The 16,040-nt window shown below is 68.0% G+C and carries 18 protein-coding genes; 12 read left to right on the top strand and 6 right to left on the bottom strand.

Annotated elements, in window-relative coordinates; translation table 11 throughout:
• The first annotated feature begins 5 nt into the window (after window positions 1-5).
• Genes GLP40_RS30180 through GLP40_RS30160 form a run of 5 tightly spaced genes read left to right on the top strand, consistent with a single transcriptional unit; the run spans window position 6 to window position 6,448 of the window.
• Window positions 6-2,009, top strand: coding sequence for an ATP-binding protein (locus GLP40_RS30180; RefSeq protein WP_154791419.1), 2,004 nt, complete (start codon window positions 6-8; stop codon window positions 2,007-2,009).
• A complete protein-coding gene (locus tag GLP40_RS30175; RefSeq protein ID WP_154791418.1) occupies window positions 2,006-3,166 on the top strand; it encodes an acyl-CoA dehydrogenase family protein in 1,161 nt (386 codons plus the stop codon). The genes GLP40_RS30180 and GLP40_RS30175 overlap by 4 nt, the downstream gene beginning before the upstream one ends.
• Window positions 3,163-3,672: a MaoC family dehydratase gene (locus GLP40_RS30170; protein ID WP_328290823.1), complete on the top strand. Its 510-nt coding sequence runs from the start codon at window positions 3,163-3,165 to the stop codon at window positions 3,670-3,672. Before GLP40_RS30175 ends, GLP40_RS30170 begins: the two co-directional genes overlap by 4 nt.
• On the top strand, window positions 3,669-4,502 hold the full coding sequence (locus GLP40_RS30165) for an HpcH/HpaI aldolase/citrate lyase family protein (RefSeq protein WP_154791417.1): 834 nt from the start codon (window positions 3,669-3,671) through the stop codon (window positions 4,500-4,502). The genes GLP40_RS30170 and GLP40_RS30165 overlap by 4 nt, the downstream gene beginning before the upstream one ends.
• Window positions 4,503-4,513: 11 nt before the next feature.
• Window positions 4,514-6,448: an acetoacetate--CoA ligase gene (locus GLP40_RS30160; RefSeq protein WP_328290822.1), complete on the top strand. Its 1,935-nt coding sequence runs from the start codon at window positions 4,514-4,516 to the stop codon at window positions 6,446-6,448.
• A 32-nt stretch (window positions 6,449-6,480) separates the two neighbouring features.
• Here the strand turns inward: GLP40_RS30160 and GLP40_RS30155 are convergent, their stop codons facing one another.
• The 4 genes from GLP40_RS30155 to GLP40_RS30140 form a co-directional block, all read right to left on the bottom strand.
• On the bottom strand, window positions 6,481-6,906 hold the full coding sequence (locus GLP40_RS30155) for a DUF4254 domain-containing protein (RefSeq protein ID WP_154791416.1): 426 nt from the start codon (window positions 6,904-6,906) through the stop codon (window positions 6,481-6,483).
• Between the two features lie 139 nt (window positions 6,907-7,045).
• Window positions 7,046-7,807: an SDR family NAD(P)-dependent oxidoreductase gene (locus GLP40_RS30150; RefSeq protein ID WP_154791415.1), complete on the bottom strand. Its 762-nt coding sequence runs from the start codon at window positions 7,805-7,807 to the stop codon at window positions 7,046-7,048.
• Window positions 7,808-7,886: 79 nt separating this feature from the next.
• Window positions 7,887-8,468, bottom strand: a complete 582-nt coding sequence (locus GLP40_RS30145; protein ID WP_154791414.1) for a TetR/AcrR family transcriptional regulator — start codon at window positions 8,466-8,468, stop codon at window positions 7,887-7,889.
• A gap of 33 nt (window positions 8,469-8,501) precedes the next feature.
• The gene (locus GLP40_RS30140; protein ID WP_230330087.1) at window positions 8,502-9,212 is read right to left on the bottom strand and encodes an epoxide hydrolase family protein; all 711 of its coding nucleotides are present in this window, start codon (window positions 9,210-9,212) and stop codon (window positions 8,502-8,504) included.
• A gap of 93 nt (window positions 9,213-9,305) precedes the next feature.
• On the opposite strand from GLP40_RS30140, the gene GLP40_RS30135 reads away from it, so the two are divergent.
• Both GLP40_RS30135 and GLP40_RS30130 read left to right on the top strand, forming a co-directional pair.
• Window positions 9,306-10,274 carry a helix-turn-helix transcriptional regulator gene (locus GLP40_RS30135; RefSeq protein WP_154791413.1) on the top strand — a complete coding sequence of 323 codons (969 nt, stop codon included), beginning with the start codon at window positions 9,306-9,308 and terminating at the stop codon, window positions 10,272-10,274.
• Window positions 10,275-10,294: 20 nt separating this feature from the next.
• On the top strand, window positions 10,295-10,435 hold the full coding sequence (locus GLP40_RS30130; RefSeq protein WP_154791412.1) for a hypothetical protein: 141 nt from the start codon (window positions 10,295-10,297) through the stop codon (window positions 10,433-10,435).
• Window positions 10,436-10,473: 38 nt separating this feature from the next.
• Here the strand turns inward: GLP40_RS30130 and GLP40_RS30125 are convergent, their stop codons facing one another.
• A complete protein-coding gene (locus tag GLP40_RS30125) occupies window positions 10,474-11,199 on the bottom strand; it encodes an ABC transporter ATP-binding protein (protein WP_154791411.1) in 726 nt (241 codons plus the stop codon).
• Window positions 11,200-11,234: 35 nt separating this feature from the next.
• Window positions 11,235-12,284 carry an ABC transporter permease gene (locus tag GLP40_RS30120; protein WP_154791410.1) on the bottom strand — a complete coding sequence of 350 codons (1,050 nt, stop codon included), beginning with the start codon at window positions 12,282-12,284 and terminating at the stop codon, window positions 11,235-11,237.
• A gap of 129 nt (window positions 12,285-12,413) precedes the next feature.
• On the opposite strand from GLP40_RS30120, the gene GLP40_RS30115 reads away from it, so the two are divergent.
• The 5 genes from GLP40_RS30115 to cobM all read left to right on the top strand — a co-directional run bounded on the left by GLP40_RS30115 (window position 12,414) and on the right by cobM (window position 15,769).
• Window positions 12,414-13,592 carry a sensor histidine kinase gene (locus tag GLP40_RS30115; RefSeq protein WP_328290821.1) on the top strand — a complete coding sequence of 393 codons (1,179 nt, stop codon included), beginning with the start codon at window positions 12,414-12,416 and terminating at the stop codon, window positions 13,590-13,592.
• On the top strand, window positions 13,589-14,224 hold the full coding sequence (locus tag GLP40_RS30110; protein WP_154791409.1) for a LuxR C-terminal-related transcriptional regulator: 636 nt from the start codon (window positions 13,589-13,591) through the stop codon (window positions 14,222-14,224). The genes GLP40_RS30115 and GLP40_RS30110 overlap by 4 nt, the downstream gene beginning before the upstream one ends.
• Before the next feature lie 102 nt (window positions 14,225-14,326).
• A complete protein-coding gene (locus tag GLP40_RS30105) occupies window positions 14,327-14,593 on the top strand; it encodes a type II toxin-antitoxin system Phd/YefM family antitoxin (RefSeq protein ID WP_154791408.1) in 267 nt (88 codons plus the stop codon).
• On the top strand, window positions 14,590-14,979 hold the full coding sequence (locus GLP40_RS30100) for a type II toxin-antitoxin system VapC family toxin (RefSeq protein ID WP_154791407.1): 390 nt from the start codon (window positions 14,590-14,592) through the stop codon (window positions 14,977-14,979). Before GLP40_RS30105 ends, GLP40_RS30100 begins: the two co-directional genes overlap by 4 nt.
• 31 nt (window positions 14,980-15,010) lie before the next feature.
• The gene (gene cobM / locus GLP40_RS30095) at window positions 15,011-15,769 is read left to right on the top strand and encodes a precorrin-4 C(11)-methyltransferase (protein ID WP_154791406.1); all 759 of its coding nucleotides are present in this window, start codon (window positions 15,011-15,013) and stop codon (window positions 15,767-15,769) included.
• The last annotated feature ends 271 nt before the right edge of the window (window positions 15,770-16,040 follow it).

The raw sequence follows: 16,040 nt of genomic DNA, 5'->3' as shown, positions 1-16,040 counted from the left end.
CCTTGATGAACACAGCCCACCCCGTCGCCTTCGACACCGTGCTGGTCGCCAATCGTGGCGAGATCGCGGTGCGGGTCATTCGCACCCTGCGCGCCATGGGGATTCGATCGGTCGCGGTCTACAGCGACGCCGACGCCGGCGCCCGCCACGTCCGCGAGGCCGATACCGCGGTTCGCCTCGGCCCCGCCTCCGCGCGCGAGTCCTACCTGAGCATCGACAAGGTGATCGCCGCCGCCGTGCGCTCCGGCGCGCAGGCCGTGCACCCGGGATACGGCTTCCTGTCGGAGAATTCGGCCTTCGCGGCCGCGCTCGAGGCGGCGGGCATCGCGTTCCTGGGCCCGTCCGCCCGCGCCATCGAAGTCATGGGCGACAAGATCACCGCCAAGAACGCGGTGGCCGCCTACGGCGTGCCGGTGGTACCCGGCATCGCCAAGCCCGGCCTGACCGACGCGGAATTGATCGACGCCGCGACCGAGATCGGGTACCCGGTGCTGGTGAAGCCGTCCGCGGGCGGCGGCGGCAAGGGTATGCGGCGCGTCGAGAATCCGGCCGACCTGCCCGCCGCCCTGGTCAGCGCCCGCCGCGAGGCCGGTGCGGCCTTCGGCGACGACACCCTGTTCCTGGAGCGCTTCGTCACCCGCCCCCGCCACATCGAGGTGCAGATCCTGGCCGATCAGTTCGGCCACGTGCTGCACCTGGGCGAACGCGAGTGCAGCCTGCAGCGCCGGCACCAGAAGGTGATCGAGGAGGCCCCCTCGCCGCTGCTGGACGCGCAGACCCGCGCCCGGATCGGCGCGGCGGCCTGCAATACCGCGCGCAGCGTGGACTACGTCGGCGCGGGCACGGTCGAGTTCATCGTCTCCGCCGACAAGCCGGACGAGTTCTTCTTCATGGAGATGAACACCCGTCTCCAGGTGGAGCACCCGGTCACCGAACTGGTCACCGGCGTCGATCTGGTGGAGTGCCAGGTCCGCATCGCGGCCGGGCAGAAGCTGGCCGCGGCGCAGGACGACATCCGCCTCACCGGCCACGCCATCGAGGCGCGCGTCTACGCCGAGGACCCGGGCCGCGACTTCCTGCCCACCGGCGGCACCGTGCTCGCGCTGTTCGAGCCGGAAAGCCCCGGAGTGCGGGTGGATTCGGGCCTGCGCGCCGGCACCGTGGTCGGCACCGATTACGACCCGATGCTGTCCAAGGTCATCGCGCACGCCGCCGACCGCGCCGCCGCCATCGCCAAACTCGATGCGGCCCTGCGGGACACGCAGATCCTGGGCGTGCGCACCAATACCGACTTCGCGCGCTTCCTGCTCGCCGACCCGGATGTGCTCGCCGGGCGGCTCGACACCGGGCTGCTGGACCGCCGCGCGGTCGACTTCTCGCCCGCACCGGTGACCGACGAGCAGTTCATCGCCGCCGCCGCCCAGCAGTGGCTGCGCAACTGGCCGGCCACCCCGGTCGATCCGTGGCAGCAGCCCACCGGCTGGCGAGTCGGTGCGCACGCGCCCGTCGGCATCCGCCTCACCGGCGGTGACCGCACCGCGCACGTGTACCTGTCCGGCACCCCGGAACAGGCCACCGTATGGGTCGAGGGGGGCGAAAAGCGTGTCCTGACAGTCGAATCCGACGGCGACACGCTGACCCTGGCCCTCGACGGACTGTGCACCGGCTATCGCGTCGCCACCCAGCCCGGTCAGATCTGGGTCGCCGACCGCACCGGTACAGTCCTGCTCCGAGAGGTCGCCGAGGCCGACGTCCGCGGCGCCGACGCCCACGTCGGCGACGCCGAGATCCAGAGCCCCATGCCGGGTTCGGTCATCGCCACCCCCGCCGCCGACGGCGAGATCGTCGCCGCGGGCACGCCCATCGTGGTGGTCGAGGCCATGAAGATGGAACACACCCTCACCGCACCCATCGCCGGCCGCGTCGAACTGCTGGTCGAGCCCGGCGCGCAGGTGAAACTCGAACAGCCGCTGGCTCGCATCATCGCCGAGGAGAACGCCCAGTCATGACCGATTTCCTGTCCACCGGCACGCTGCCGGACGAGTACCGCGAACTCGCCCTCACCGTCCGCGATTTCGCCAACCAGGTGGTGGCCCCGGTCGCCGCGAAGCATGACGCCGAGCACAGCTTCCCCTACGAGGTGGTGGCGGGCATGGCCGATATGGGCCTGTTCGGCCTCCCCTTCCCCGAGGAGTTCGGCGGCATGGGCGGCGACTACTTCGCGCTGTGCCTGGCCCTCGAGGAACTCGGCAAGGTCGACCAGAGCGTGGCCATCACGCTGGAGGCGGGCGTCTCGCTGGGCGCCATGCCCATTTACCGCTTCGGCAACGACAAGCAGCGGGAGGAGTGGCTGCCGCTGCTGGCCAGCGGCCGCGCCTTGGGCGCCTTCGGCCTCACCGAGCCGGGCGCGGGCAGTGACGCGGGCGGCACCCGCACCACCGCGGTACTCGACGGCGACACCTGGATCATCAACGGCTCCAAGCAGTTCATCACCAATTCGGGCACCGACATCACCCGGCTGGTGACGGTCACCGCGGTCACCGGCGGGGTGGATGGGAAGAAGGAGATCTCCACCATCCTGGTGCCGACCGACACCCCCGGATTCACCGCCGAGCCCGCCTACCGCAAGGTCGGCTGGCACGCCTCCGACACCCACCCCCTCAGCTTCGATGACGTCCGGGTGCCCGCGGAGAATCTGCTGGGCGAGCGCGGCCGCGGCTACGCCAACTTCCTGCGCATTCTGGACGAGGGCCGGATCGCCATCGCGGCGCTGTCGGTCGGCGCGGCGCAGGGCTGCGTGGACGAGAGCGTGCGCTACGCCAAGGAGCGCGAGGCCTTCGGCCGCGCCATCGGCAGCAATCAGGCCATCGCCTTCAAGATCGCCCGCATGGAGGCGCGCGCCCACATGGCTCGCACCGCCTACTACGACGCGGCCGCGCTCATGCTGTCCGGCAAGCCCTTCAAGAAGCAGGCCGCCATCGCCAAGCTGGTCGCCAGCGAGGCCGCCATGGACAATGCCCGCGACGCCACGCAGATCTTCGGCGGCTACGGTTTCATGGACGAATATGCTGTGGCCCGGCACTATCGCGACAGCAAGATCCTGGAAATCGGTGAGGGCACCACGGAGGTGCAGTTGATGCTGATCGGGCGGGAGCTCGGCCTGTGAGCGAGCGGAGCGAGAAGCGGGTCGTTCAGCGCGGTCTGTGGTTCGACGAATTCGAGATCGGCGTGGTGTACGAGCACCGACCCGGCCGCACCATCACCGAGGCCGACAATGTGCTGTTCACGACGCTGACCATGAACACCCAGGCGCTGCACTTGGACGCCGCGTTCTCCGAGGCGCTGCCGCCTTTCCACCAGCGGCTGGTGAACTCCATGTTCACGCTGTCCACGCTGGTGGGCCTGTCGGTGGCGCAGCTCACGCAGGGCACCATCGTGGCCAATCTGGGCTTCTCCGAGATCGCCTTCCCCAAGCCGCTCTTCCACGGCGACACCCTGTACGCGGAGACCGTGGTCACCGACCTGCGTGAGTCCAAGAGCCGTCCGGGCGAAGGCATCGTGACCTTCGCCCACACCGGGCGCAATCAGCACGGTGACATCGTGGCCACCGCCACCCGCAAAACTCTGGTGAGACGGAGTCCGACATCCAGCTCGGTGGAGGCGCCGGCATGAGTTGGGAAATGCCCGGCCCCGCTTGGCTTTTCTGCCCCGCGGACCGACCCGAGCGCTACGGCAAGGCGCTCGCGGCGGCCGACGTGGTCATCATCGACCTCGAGGACGGCGTCGCGGAGGCCGACAAGGCGGCGGCCCGCGAGGCGCTCATCGCCACCCCGCTGGATCCCGAGCGCACCGTCGTCCGCGTCAACGCCGCGGGCACCCTCGAGCACATGCTCGACCTGGATGCCCTGGCGCGCACCGAGTACCGACGCATCATGCTGCCCAAATGCGAATCGGCCGAACAGATCACGCGGCTGACCGACTACGAAGTCATCGCGCTCATCGAATCCCCGCTGGGCGCGCTCGCGGTCGGCCGGGCGGTCATGGTGCGCAATGCCATCGGTGTCATGTGGGGCGCGGAGGACCTGGTCGCAGCGCTCGGCGGCAACTCCAGCCGGCACGCCGACGGCGGTTACCGGGATGTGGCGCGGCACGTGCGCTCCCAATCCCTGCTGGCCGCCAAGGCGTACGGCAAGTTCGCGTTGGACTCGGTGTACCTGGACATCAAGGATCTGACGGGACTGGCGGCCGAATCGGCCGACGCGGTGGCCATCGGCTTCGACGCCAAGGTGGCCATTCATCCCGGCCAAGTGCCCGTCATCCGGACCGCCTACGCGCCCGTACCCGACGAAGTCGATTGGGCGCGAAGGCTATTGGCGGAAGCACCGAACCATCGGGGTGTCTTCACCTTCGAGGGGCGGATGGTGGACATGCCGGTCATCCGGCATGCCGAGCGAATCGTGCAGCGGGCCGCCATGGCCGGCAGCGCGGGATTCGCGTCGTAGGAGGTATTGCGGTGGAACCACAGTGGGTGCCGAGCGAGCAGGACATCGCCGAGGCGCAGGTGACGAGTTTCGCGCTGTTCGTGGAGAAGCGCACCGGATTGTCCCTGCCGGACTATCGGGCGCTGTGGCAGTGGTCGGTGGACGACCTGCCCGGCTTCTGGGCGGCGATCTGGGACTACTTCGATCTCGGCGAGCGGTCCGACGAGGTGCTCGCGACCACGGACATGCCTGGCGCGCAGTGGTTCCCGGGCACCACGCTGAACTATGTCGAGCAGGTGATGCGGCAGGTCCGCGACGACCGGCCCGCGATCCTGTCCGTCGACGAGACCGGTGAGATCACCGAGATCTCCTGGGCCGCGATGATCGCCACCGCCGCCGCCTTCGCCCGCACTCTGCGCGCGCTGGGTGTCGGACCCGGCGATCGCGTCGCCGGGTACCTGCCGAACATCCCCGAGGCCGTCATCGCCTTCCTGGCCACCGCCAGTATCGGCGCGGTCTGGAGTGCCTGCGGCCAGGACTATTCCGCGCACGCCGCGCTGGACCGGCTCGGGCAGCTGGATCCCAAGGTGCTGGTCACCGCCGACGGCTACCGGTTCGGCGGCAAGGCGCACGACAAGACCGGCGATATCGCAGAACTGCGCGCGGGACTGCCCTCGCTGGTGGCGACCGTGCTGGTGCCGCGCCTCGGCGTTCCCGTGCCGGACACCCTGCCCTGGGAGAACGTCGATCCCGGGAACGAGTTCGTCGAGCTCGCGATCGAACAGGTGGATTTCGCGCACCCGCTGTGGGTGCTGTACTCCTCCGGCACCACCGGCAAGCCCAAAGGCATTGTGCACGGGCACGGCGGCGTGCTGCTCGAGCACCTGAAAGCCGTTGCCGTGCAATCGGATATCGGCCCCGAGGACACCTTCTTCTGGTACACCAGCCCGAGCTGGATGATGTGGAACTTCCAGGTCGCCGGATTGCTGGTCGGCGCGACCATCGTCTGCTATGACGGCAGCCCGGCCGCGCCGACCCCGGATGCGCTGTGGCAGTTGGCCTCCCGCACGCACGCGACGGTGCTCGGTACCAGTCCGGGTTATGTGCTGGCATGCGCCAAGGCCGGATCGGTGCCGCGCGTCGACCACGACCTGTCGGCGCTTCGGCTGGTCGGCATCACCGGTTCGTCGCTGCCCCCGTCGTCCTCACTGTGGTTGCGCGACAACGTCGGCGAGCACGTACCGGTGGCGTCGATCAGCGGCGGCACCGATGTGGTGTCCGCCTTCATCGGCGGTGTCCGCACCGTCCCCGTCTGGCCCGGCGAGCTGTCGGCCCCGTACCTCGGTGTGGCCCTGGATGCTTGGGACGAGCAGGGCAAACCGGTCCGCGATGAGGTCGGCGAACTCGTCATCACCGAACCGATGCCGTCCATGCCGGTGTCCTTCTGGAACGATCCGGACGGCTCCCGCTATCGTGAGGCGTATTTCGAGATGTTCCCGGGCGTCTGGCGGCACGGTGACTGGATCACCATTACCGAGCGCGGCAGCATCGTGGTGCACGGCCGCTCCGATTCCACCCTGAATCGCCAGGGCATCCGCATGGGCAGCGCCGACATCTACCAAGCGGTGGAACGCATTCCGGAAATCGCCGAGGCGCTGGTCATCGGTGCCGAGCAACCGGACGGCGGCTACTGGATGCCCTTGTTCGTGGTGCTGACACCTGGCACGGAATTGACCGACGAGTTGCGAACCCGCATCAATGCGACCATTCGCGCCGAGGTGTCCCCGCGACATGTCCCGGACGAAATCATCGCCGCCCCCGGCATTCCGCACACCCGCACCGGCAAGAAACTGGAAGTGCCCATCAAGAAACTATTCCAGGGCGCGGAGGCGTCCACGGTGGTGGCCCCCACGGCGGTCGATGTACCCGAACTCCTCGCCTGGTACGCCGCGCGAAAGCCGCGGTGAACCGGGAAAGTCCGTGGTGGATCGGGAAAGGCTCAATGGGCGCCGGGTAAACGCCGCCGCCCCGTGCAGACTTCCGACGCCAAATCCTCATAGCCGACCGCCAATTCGGCCAGATGCTCCCAGGCGATGGTGAGTTCCCGGCCGGATTGGCTCGCGAGCGCGGCATAGGCCGCTGCGGTCAACCGGGCCAGCCGATCGATGACCGCGCCCAGGGTTTCGGTGTGCACCCGGGCCGCGCCGTGCGACGGCGGCAATTGCGCGGTCACCCAGCGGTCGATCTCGTGCACCAAATCCGTTCGGATCGTGTCGAGTTCGGCCAGCTGCCCCGGTTCGGCACTGAGCAGGCGCCCGTGCAGCGCGGTCAGGTCCTGCGCGGCGCGTAGTAGCGGATGGCCGGGTTGACCGGAACCTCGACAAGCCTGAAGGACTTGGTTCTTGGATGGCAGTGTGTCCCTCATCGCTACTGCTCCTATTACGCGTCCTGCGAATTCCAAGCACGTTAGTCAGCGCAGATGACAAGGACATGTCTCCTGGTTCAACAACCCACTTCCATTCCGCTATTGGAAGCTCGCCACACCCGGCGGACAAACGGTGAGATCAGGCGGTGGCGCCACCGTCGACGACCAGGTCGTGCCCGATGACGAAAGCGGATTCCGGGGAGGCCAGCCATACCACGGCGGCCGCGATCTCCGCCGGATCACCGACTCGGCCGAGCGGAATCGCCGAGCTCGCCCGCGCATCGCGATCCGCGCGAGTTTCGCCGGGGCGGAAGGACATTCGAGTATCGGTGGCGCCGGGGCTGACCGCATTGATGCGAATGCCGTCGCCGATATGGTCGCGCGCCGCGGTCTGCGTCAGCACGCTGACCGCGGCTTTGGACGCCGCATAGGCGGCCAGTCCCGGACGGCGGCCGTGCGATCCGATATTCGACGCCATATTCACAATGACGCCGCCGCCATTGCCGCGCATATGGGCGATCTCGTGCTTCATGGACAGGAAGACGCCGGTCAGGTTGACATCCAGCACTCGATGCCAGTCCACATCGTCCAGATCACCGACCGCGGCGGGCGTGCCCAGGATTCCGGCGTTGTTGAACGCCACGTGCAGCCCGCCGTGCCGGCGCACGACCTCCTCGACCATGGCCGCTACCTGGTAGCCATCGGTGACGTCGGCGACCACCCGGTCCGCCGCGCCGCCCTCGGCGCGGATGCGCCCGGCAGCCTCGCCCAGCTGTTCCGCATCGCGCCCCGCCAGCACCACCGTGGCTCCGAGATCGGCGAAGGCATGGGCCGTGGCGCCCGCGATCGTGCCCGCGCCGCCGGTGATCAGCACAACTTTGTCATCGAAACGTGCGCTCATGACGGTCGACAGCTCCTTTATAGAACGATCAGTCTTGAATATGGGAGTGGTGAAACCTGTGGATGAACGGCAAAACCGCTCAGCCGAGCAGGGATACGGCCATGCGTGACGCATCCTTCAGGCGCGCAGTCGAATTCGGGGTCCGCTCGAGTACGCGAATTCCCTGAAAGAAGACGAGGAGGAATCGGGCAAGCGCGCGCGGATCCGAATCCGCGGGCAATTCGCCCTGTGCGCGGGCGCGGAGCAGCGCCGAAGTCAGTGTCGTTTCGAGGTGCGCCCAGCTTGACTCCACCAGGCGTGCGACGGCCTCGTCGCAGCGGGCCGATTCGACCGCGCTGTTGACGACCATGCAGCCGAGATACGAATCGGGACTGGATGCTTCGCGCACATAGCGCTCCACCAGTGCGCGCACCGCCGGCAGGACCGGACCCGGCTGCGACAACTCGTCCATGATGACCGGATCGGTCATCTCGAGGTAGCGCTGGAGAGCCTTCAGGTAGAGGTCGCGCTTACCTCCGAAGGTCGAGTAGATGCTCGCCTTGGCAATCCCGAGATGCGCAACCAGATCCGACATGGATGTCGCCTCATAGCCACGCTCCCAGAACAATTCGAGAGCGCGGCGCAGCACGGTGTCGGGGTCGAACTCCTTGGTCCTCGCCATGCCGAGAAACTTACGTCTTTCGAGACTGTTCGGTCAAATATTAAGGTCGGCGGACCTTGCCGAAGAAGGTTTGGATATCGGCCGCGTGCGCCCGGGGTACGTCCATGGCCAGGAAGTGGTTGCCCGTACTGCCCTCGGGCCAGTACGCGATCGTATTGTCGCGGTCGGCGCGGCGGCGCATGAGCGGTGAACCCCCGGCGTACACGCCCACCGGGACCGGTTTCTGGCCGGGGGGCCAAGCGAATCCACCGTCACCGCCCACATGAGGGCCACCGTGCGCGGTCTCATCCCCATCTCGCGCGGTGCCGCCGAGTAGCCGAATCCGGGCACCGACGAAATCACCACGTGGAACGCCTGCGCCGACTCCATTGCGTGTGAATGCGGATTCGTCAGCAGGGGAATGGTTTTCGTGAACTCCACGAAGCTGTTCGGCCAGCCGTGGGTGAGGACCAGCGGCAGCGCGTCCGGTTCGCTCGAGCGCACGTGCAAGAAATGCACGTGCAGGCCGTCGATCTCGGTCAGGAACTGCGGGTAGTCGTCGAGCGCCGCTTCATTTGCACGCCAATCGAATTCGGTCCACCAGTGCGCGGCCAGCTCGCGCAGGTAGTCCACCGGCACGCCGCGTTCCCAGCCCTGCCCGGGCAGCTGCCGGGTCCAGCGGGCGCGGGCCAGGCGGGCGTTGAGATCATCCAGATCGGGCTGCGGCACGGCGATGCGGAACGGGCGGATGGCGGTGCTGCTCATCGTGACTCCTGATGGTCGGGCGAACGATCCGATCGCCACGCCAGGTGCGATCCAGGACTGTCCTCGTCCTATTTCGATCGGAGAATGGCGACCATGAGCGATACGTCGGCACGACTGCTGCGGTTGCTGTCCCTGCTGCAGACCCCGCGCGAATGGCCCGGCAGCGAACTGGCCGAACGGCTCGGTGTCACCGTCCGTACCGTCCGCCGCGATATCGACCGCCTGCGCGACCTCGGCTACCCGGTCGAGGCCAGCATGGGCGCGACCGGCGGCTACCGCCTGGTCGCGGGCGCCGCCATGCCGCCCCTGCTGGTCGACGGCGAGGAGGCCGTCGCCATCGCCGTCGGCCTGCGCGCCGCCGCGGGCTCCGCCATCGCGGGCATCGAGGAGGCCTCGGTCCGCGCCCTCGCCAAACTCGAACGGGTCCTCCCGGCCAAACTCCGCCGGCGGGTCCGGGTCCTGGGCGCTGCCACGGTCACCCCGAGCCCGGGGGTGAATCCCGTGGACCCCGAACTCCTCACCGCGCTGGCCGCGGCCGTGACCAACAGGGAGCGAGTACGTTTCGCTTATGCCGCCGCCGAGGGCGCCCAAACCCGCCGCGATGTCGAGCCGGTGGGCCTGGTTCCGCACCGGCACCGCTGGTACCTCGTCGGCTTCGACCTCGACCGCGATGATTGGCGCGTCTTCCGCGCCGACAGAATCCACCGCGTTCACCCGACCGGCGTCCGATTCACGCCCCGGGAACTTCCCGCCGCCGACCCGGCCGCCTACGTCACCGGAAGTCGAACCGACCGGGGCACAACCGGATTGCGCTTCCTGGTCGACATCGACGCCCCAGCCGAGGCCGTGATCGGCCGACTGGGAGAGGCGGCAGGCGATGTCGTGCCGCGCGGACCGGATACCTGTGTGCTGGATACGTGGCGAGACGACCTACCCGAATGGGTGGCGCATCGACTGCTGGAGTTGGGCGTCGAGATCCATGTGCACGGCCCCGATCAGTTGGTCGAAGCGATTCGAAGGATTCGCGATCGAGCGGGACGTGCGGTCGAACACCCGAACTGATCGAGGACCCGGACAAGTCGTTGCCGCATACCCTGTCCTGGAAATATCTCGGCATCGATCCTCCGGAGGAGCCCGAAGACGTCCGTCGGCTCATCGTCCGCGTGACCCCGCAGAAGGTCACCGGATTCGCCGGCGCCGGATCGACGGACTCCCCGCAGTGAGACCGCCTCTTACACGGCCAATTTCGCCTTCGACAACTTCATGCGGCCAACGCCGCTTTCTGTTGCGTGAGAACCCCATCCACCATCCGGTAGACGCTGTCCATCTGATCCAGGTGCGACAGGTCATGGGTGACCAGGAGTGTGGCCGCGCCGTGCTCGCGCACGATGCCGACGATCAGATCGATGATGGCCGCGCCGCGCTCCTGATCCAGGGCGCTGGTCGGCTCGTCGATGACCAGCAGAGACGGGTTGTTCATCAGGGCGCGTGCGATATTGACGCGCTGCCGCTGACCGCCGGAGAGCTGGGCGGGGCGCTTGTTCTCGTGCCCGGACAGTCCGACGGCCGCCAGCAGATCCCTGGCATGGGAACGCGTTGCGCGCCGCTCGGCGGGCGAGACGAACCAGCTCTGCCCCAGGTGCACCATGGCCTCGAGCTGCTCGATCGCCGTCAGCGCCGGGACCAGGTTGGACTGCTGGAACACGATGCCGATGGAGTCGCGGCGCAGGGTCGCGGCATCGCGGCGGCTCAGTGCCGCGAGATCGATGGTGCCCGTGGCGGTTTCGAGCTCAACCCGGCCGGACTCGGGGCGCAGCAGGGTGGAGACGGTGGCCAGCAGGGTGGACTTGCCCGAGCCGGACGGTCCCGTGATGGCGGCGATCTCGCCGCCGCCCACCCGCAGGTGCACGTGGTCGAGCGCGGTGATGCGTTCGGCGCCGTCCGGGAAGGTGAGGGTCAGGTCGGAGACGGTGAGTGCGTTGGTCATCGCAATGCTCCTGGTACGCAGGGGAAGTGAGGTCATCAGCGGGCCTGGTTGAGGGCGGTCAGCGGATCGGTGGTGACGAGGAAGCGCAGGGCGAAGGCCGCGCCCAGCAGACCGAGCCCGATCAGGGCCGCCGCCGGGAGCAGCGTGGTGCTCAGGCTGAGCACGAAAGGCACCGCGCCGCCCATGAATACGCCCGCCACCGCGGTGAGGCCGACACCGACGCCGACACCCAGCAGCAGCACGATCAGCGCCTGGCTCAGGGCATCTCGGACCAGCGAGCCGGTGGTCGCGCCGAGCGCCTTCAGGGTGGCGATGTCCGGCTGCCGCTGCACCGTCCACACGGTGAAGAACGCGCCGATCACCAGTGCCGAGATGGCGAAGAGCATGACGGTCATGAGTGTCAGCGAGCCGTTCTCGGCTTTGTAGGAGGCCATGGCGGACAACGAGTCCTTGCTGCTGGTCGTGATGGTGTGCGCGGTGGCGTCGACGGCCTTCTCATCGCTCACGCCGGAGACGGCGAGGATGGTGGCCGCGCCCGCGTGCGGGTTGAGCGTCCGCCAGTCCGACAGGGTCATCCACACCACCGGGGTGTGCGCGTACCAGTCGTCGTCGGTCACGCCCCCGACGGTGTACGCGGCTGAGCCCAGCTCGACGGTGTCACCGGCCTTCGCGTTCAGATCCTTCGCGGCCGCCTTGGACAGGATGACCGCGCCCGGTTCGGTAGCCACACGCTTGCCGAAGGGTGTGCCCTGCACGCCGAACAGCGCCACCTGGGTCGGCGACGCACCGTCCCGCGTGGCGCGGGTCCGGCTGATGCCGATCGGATCCACCGTGCCGCCCGCCTGCTCCCAGGTCTGTACCTGCTCCTGACTCAGCGTCGAGGCGTCGAAGGACGGGGACGAGCCGGTGTCGGAGAAGACGACCGTGCCGGTGTTCAAGGACTGGATGGCCGAGATGTTCTGGTGCGCCAGCCCGGCCGTCAGGCCGCTGAGAAAGCTCACCAGCAGCGCGACCAGCGTGACCACCAGGGTAATGAGGAGGAAGCGGCCGCGGGCGGCCCGCAGATCTCTGAGTGCGACGAACATACTTACACCCTGTCGAGGAAACCCCCGCCGGCCATCGCGCCGCGGAACGAATCCCGCTCCGCCGACGGCACGGCGGCGTTTCCTACTTTCGATGGATGCCGGGCCAATAGCCGGGCATAAGCTGGTCGCGTGCATCGCTCGCCCCTGACCCCCGTCTTCTCCGCCCTGCAGCTCGGACTGCACGTGCTGGTGGTGGCGCTGACCGCGGTGGTGACGGTGCAGGAGGTCATCTCCGGGTCGCATCCGACCGTCGTCGTGGTGCTGGCCGCGCTGTTCCTCGGCGTCTACTTCGCCGGGGGCCGATTCCGGCGCAACCTGCCCGCCGCCCGGGTGTGGCTGGCGGTGCTGACGTTGATCTGGCTGGGTCTGGTGACCGTCGCCCCCCTGGCCGTCTATCTGGTCTTCGGCCTGTTCTTCCTGTATCTGCATCTGCTGCCGCGATATTGGGGCCTGGTGGCGGTGACCGCCGCGACCGTGGTGTCCGTGGTCGGCTTCGCCGCGCACCGCGGCTGGACCGTCGCCGGTGTGATCGGCCCGCTGCTGGGCGCGCTGGTCGCGGTGGCGATCGGGCTGGGATACGGGGCACTGTTCCGCGAGGCCGCCGAACGTCAGCGCCTCATCGACGAATTGCTCGCCACCAGAAACACTCTCGCGGAGCAGGAACGCACCGCGGGCAAGATGGCCGAGCGCGAGCGCCTCGCCCAGGAGATCCACGACACGGTCGCCCAGGGGCTCAGCAGCATTCAACTGCTGCTGCACGCCGTCGAGCGCGCCGCCCCCGATCATCCCGCGCTGGAGAAGATCCGGCTCGCCCGCGAGACCGCCGCCGACAGTCTGATCGAAACCCGCCATCTCATAGCCGAACTCACGCCGGCCGCGCTGGAGGGTCAGTCCCTCGCCGGTGCGCTGAACCGCATCGCCGAGCGCGCCGCCGCGCCGGGCCTCGACGCCCAGGTGCTGGTCGAGGGCGAGCCGCAGGCGCTGCCCATGCCCATCGAGGCCGCGCTGGTGCGCATCACCCAGGGCGCGGTCTCGAATGTGGTGCGCCACGCCCAAGCTCGGCGCATGCGCGTCACCCTCACCTACGCCGACGACGCCGTGCATCTGGATGTGGTCGACGACGGTGTCGGCATCGAGCCCGCGGTGCTGGCCGAATCCCCCTCCGGCAGCTTCGGTCTCACCGCCATGCGCAACCGAGTGGAACAGCAGGGTGGCACCATGAACGTCGAATCCGAACCCGGCCACACCGCGGTCACCGTCTCCTTCCCCCTGGAGGAGCAGAGCCCCATCCCCTCGGAGCAGAAATGATCCGCATCCTCCTCGCCGACGACCACGCCATCGTCCGAGCGGGCCTGCGCGCCCTGCTGGACTCCAGCGTCGCTGAAACCGATTCCGACGACATCGAAGTCGTGGGCGAGGTCGCGACCGCCGAAGAGTCCGTGGCCTTCTGCTCCACCACCCCCGTCGACCTGGTCCTCATGGACCTGCGCTTCGGCCCCGGCAAGTCCGGCGCGGAAGCCACCGCCGCCCTGCGCGAGCTGGCGAATCCGCCGAACATCCTGGTGGTCACCAACTACGACACCGACGCCGACATCCTCGGCGCCATCGAAGCGGGCGCGGTCGGCTACATCCTCAAGGACACCCCGCCCGCCGAACTCCTGGCCGCCGTCCGCTCGGCCGCCGAGGGTGAGAGCGTGCTGTCCCCGTCGGTCGCCTCCCGGCTCATGACGCGAGTCCGCAAGCCCGACACCACCTTGAGCCCCCGCGAGATCGAGGTCCTCCGTCTGGTCGCCGACGGCCATTCCAATCGCGAGATCGGCAAACGCCTCTTCCTCTCCGAGACCACCGTCAAATCCCACCTGGTCCACATCTATTCGAAGCTCGGCGTCAAATCCCGAACCTCCGCGGTGGCCCGGGCTCGTGAGCGCGGCGCCATCTGACGTCGCACGGTGTGGCCCATGGCCTCACTGTCCGATCAGCGCGTTCGCGAATTCCTGTCTCGATACCTGTAGCACGCTGTAGCAAAAGGGCTACATCATCGTATGAGTCAGCCGGAGCGGGTATCCGTGCGGGAGCTTCGCAATCATGTCACCGAGGTGCTCCGTCGCGTGGAAGGTGGCGAGACACTGGAGGTCACCGTGAACGAGCGCCCCGTCGCTCTCCTGGTGCCGCGCAATGAGCGTCCCTCGACCGCTCCGTCGCGCTCCTTCTTGGCCGAATTGCCGCTCGCGGATTCGGGTCTACGTGATCAGTTGGCCGAGGCGCTGACCGAGACCACCGACGAGACCCGGGATCCGTGGCAGGTATGACGATCGGACTGTTGGACACCTCCGTTTTCATAGCCCGTGAGGTGCGTCAGCGCATCGATCTGGAGCTGATGCCCGAGGAGTTGGCGATCAGCGTTATCACGATCGCCGAGTTGCGATGGGGCGTGCTGATGGCCACCGATGACGACTCGCGCGCTCGGCGTCTCGACACGTTCACGGCGGCTCAACGCCTTGCGCCCATCCCGATCGATGAGCGTGTTGCGGCCGCGTGGGCGTTGCTGCGGCAGCGGCTGAAAGCCGCCGGAATCAAGCTGGAAATCAACGATTCGTGGATCGCGGCCACGGCGATTGCCCGGGGCTGGCCAGTGGTGACCCAGGACAACGGCTTCCCCGATTCGGTTCCGGAACTGGCCGTCATCAGGGTCTGACGCTCCCTGTGGCGTGTGCGAGACTCGGCCCATGACAGTGCACTTCATCGGGGCCGGGCCCGGGGCGGCGGATCTGCTGACCGTACGGGCCGTCGAACTGCTGCGGCGGTCGCCGGTGTGCCTGTACGCGGGGACGTATCTGGATCCCGAGGTGCTGGGTCACTGTGCGCCCGATGCCGAGTTGATCGACACCCAGAAGCTGGATCTGGACGAGATCATCGGACACTGTGCGCGGGCGCACGCCGAGGGCAGGGATGTCGCGCGGTTGTGCTCGGGTGATCCGTCCATATATTCGGCCCTCACCGAACAGAAGCGCAGACTGGACGCACTGGGAATCCCCTGGGATGTGACGCCCGGCGTTCCGGCGTACGCGGCGGCGGCGGCGCTGCTGGGGGCGGAGCTCACGGTGCCCGAGCAGGTGCAGTCGGTGGTGTTGACTCGCGCACAGGCGCGCTCGACCGCTATGCCCGAATCGGAGTCGCTGGCAAACTTCGCGCGCACCCGGTCGACCTTGATATTGCATCTCGCTATCACCCGGATCCGTACCCTGTCGCAGGAGTTGGTTCCCGACTACGGGACGGATTGCCCGGTGGCCGTGGTCTACCGCGCCACCCAGCCTGACCAGCGGATTCTGCGGGGCACCCTGGCCGATATCGCCGATCGGGTGCAGGCGGCCGGACTGCGGCAGGCGGCGGTGATTCTGGTCGGTGGGGCACTGGCCGAAACCCTCAACTGTGCGCAGTCACACCTGTACGATCCTGCGCGTGATAGGTCGCACATCACTGGCTGAATGAGCGAAATGCGTTGATAGCGAAGGGCTATGGCCCTTTCTGATTGCGGCTTGCGCGCTGACGGTAGATTGGACCGAGTGTCCGTCACCAGATTCACGACTATGACCCGGCAGCGGCCGGTGGGTGTGGTCGCGCCCATGTAACAAGATCGGCCAGCTGGGGGGATATCCCAGAGAGTCTCAAATTTACGGTGAAGTGTGCCCCGAACACCGGACGCCACGCTGAAGTAGGCGTGGCGTCCTGTTCGGGTTTTCGGCGGGGAGCGCTGCG

Source organism: Nocardia aurantiaca, assembly GCF_009708175.1.
Classification (GTDB): domain Bacteria; phylum Actinomycetota; class Actinomycetes; order Mycobacteriales; family Mycobacteriaceae; genus Nocardia; species Nocardia aurantiaca.
The sequence above is the reverse complement of the archived record's forward strand: the minus strand, read 5'-3'. Positions and strand labels throughout refer to the sequence as shown.

Coding starts and splice junctions, on each gene's coding strand:
- GLP40_RS30180 (WP_154791419.1), top strand. CDS start 6: ATGAACACAGCCCACCCCGTCGCCTTCGACACCGTGCTGGTCGCCAAT.
- GLP40_RS30175 (WP_154791418.1), top strand. CDS start 2,006: ATGACCGATTTCCTGTCCACCGGCACGCTGCCGGACGAGTACCGCGAA.
- GLP40_RS30165 (WP_154791417.1), top strand. CDS start 3,669: ATGAGTTGGGAAATGCCCGGCCCCGCTTGGCTTTTCTGCCCCGCGGAC.
- GLP40_RS30155 (WP_154791416.1), bottom strand. CDS start 6,906: ATGAGGGACACACTGCCATCCAAGAACCAAGTCCTTCAGGCTTGTCGA.
- GLP40_RS30150 (WP_154791415.1), bottom strand. CDS start 7,807: ATGAGCGCACGTTTCGATGACAAAGTTGTGCTGATCACCGGCGGCGCG.
- GLP40_RS30145 (WP_154791414.1), bottom strand. CDS start 8,468: ATGGCGAGGACCAAGGAGTTCGACCCCGACACCGTGCTGCGCCGCGCT.
- GLP40_RS30140 (WP_230330087.1), bottom strand. CDS start 9,212: ATGAGCAGCACCGCCATCCGCCCGTTCCGCATCGCCGTGCCGCAGCCC.
- GLP40_RS30135 (WP_154791413.1), top strand. CDS start 9,306: ATGAGCGATACGTCGGCACGACTGCTGCGGTTGCTGTCCCTGCTGCAG.
- GLP40_RS30125 (WP_154791411.1), bottom strand. CDS start 11,199: ATGACCAACGCACTCACCGTCTCCGACCTGACCCTCACCTTCCCGGAC.
- GLP40_RS30120 (WP_154791410.1), bottom strand. CDS start 12,284: ATGTTCGTCGCACTCAGAGATCTGCGGGCCGCCCGCGGCCGCTTCCTC.
- GLP40_RS30110 (WP_154791409.1), top strand. CDS start 13,589: ATGATCCGCATCCTCCTCGCCGACGACCACGCCATCGTCCGAGCGGGC.
- GLP40_RS30105 (WP_154791408.1), top strand. CDS start 14,327: ATGAGTCAGCCGGAGCGGGTATCCGTGCGGGAGCTTCGCAATCATGTC.
- GLP40_RS30100 (WP_154791407.1), top strand. CDS start 14,590: ATGACGATCGGACTGTTGGACACCTCCGTTTTCATAGCCCGTGAGGTG.
- cobM (WP_154791406.1), top strand. CDS start 15,011: ATGACAGTGCACTTCATCGGGGCCGGGCCCGGGGCGGCGGATCTGCTG.